The following is a 1358-nucleotide window of genomic DNA, read 5'->3' on the forward strand; positions in this document are numbered from 1 at the left end:
GAGCCTGTCAGAATTTTAGTGTGAATCCGGGGTCATGAAATAATACCGAAAGGGATTGTCCATGACCGACGTAATGACCACTAAAAAGCCAAAAACCAAGAAGCAGTACCCGTTTCCAGTTGAACTGATCGACCAGCTCTTGGCCCAGGTCGAGAACAAGGACGCCGAGTCTATTCTTGGAGAGTCGGGCTTGGCCGGCCAGCTGAAAAAGATGCTGGCGGAGCGCATGCTGACGGCCGAACTGAACCACCATCTCGCCACAGAGGGCGAGTCAAAGAACCATCGAAATGGCAAGAGCCGCAAGACGGTTCTCGCGCCTGGTGGTGAGCTGGAACTGGATATCCCGCGAGACCGCCTTTCGAGCTTCGAGCCCAAGCTGGTAGCCAAACATCAGCGCCGTATGCCGGGCTTCGACGACCATGTGATCGGCATGTATGCCCGTGGCATGACGGTGCGGGAGATCCAGGCGCACTTGCTGGAGCTGTATGGCACCGAGGTCTCGCACGATCTGATCTCGACCATCACTGACGAAGTCCTGGACGAAGTGGCGCAGTGGCAGAACCGGCCACTGGAAGCTATGTATCCGATCGTGTACTTTGATGCTCTGCGTCTGAAGATCCGCGACGAGGGTGCCGTCAAGAACAAGGCGGTATATCTAGCGCTGGGTATTCGCGCAGACGGTCGCAAGGAAGTGCTAGGCCTGTGGATTGAGCAAACTGAGGGCGCCAAGTTCTGGCTGAAGGTCTTCAACGAACTGCGCAACCGTGGGTTGGAAGACATCCTGATCGCCGTCGTTGATGGTCTGCGTGGTTTCCCTGAAGCGATTGAGGCGGTGTTCCCGCAAGCGCACATCCAGACCTGCATCGTGCACCTGATCCGCAACTCGATGACGCTGGCCTCATGGAAGGACCGTAAAGAGCTTGCAGCGGCGCTTAAGCCGATCTACCAGGCTGCCAACGCCGATGCGGCTGCGGCGGCACTAGACGCCTTTGCAGCAGGCCCGTGGGGGCAGCGTTTCCCCACCGTGGTCGCCATGTGGCGGCGCCAGTGGGAGCAGGTGATTCCATTCTTTGCGTACCCGCCGGAAGTACGCTCGATCATCTACACCACGAACGCCATTGAGAGCCTGCATATGCGCTTACGGAAGATCGTCAAGAATCGCGGGCACTTCCCGAGCGACGAGGCAGCGACGAAATTGCTGTACCTTGCCTTGCGCAATATCGAAAAAGATTGGAAGATGCCGCAGCGGACCTGGAAGATGGCCGCCAATCAATTTGCCATTCTGTTTGGGGAACGCTTTACCAACGCGATCAATTAATCAAACCGCGACCCCGGCACACAAAATTCCTGACAGGTCC

Annotated in this window: 1 protein-coding gene; it reads left to right on the forward strand. The window is 57.1% G+C overall.

Features of this window, described 5'->3' with window-relative positions; translation table 11 throughout:
- The first annotated feature begins 73 nt into the window (after positions 1 to 73).
- Entirely contained in the window at positions 74 to 1318 is a 1245-nt protein-coding gene (locus tag BM269_RS28915) for an IS256 family transposase (protein WP_139232919.1), read from the forward strand.
- The last annotated feature ends 40 nt before the right edge of the window (positions 1319 to 1358 follow it).

The organism is Duganella sp. CF458, assembly GCF_900113115.1.
In the GTDB taxonomy this organism is placed as follows: domain Bacteria; phylum Pseudomonadota; class Gammaproteobacteria; order Burkholderiales; family Burkholderiaceae_D; genus Rugamonas.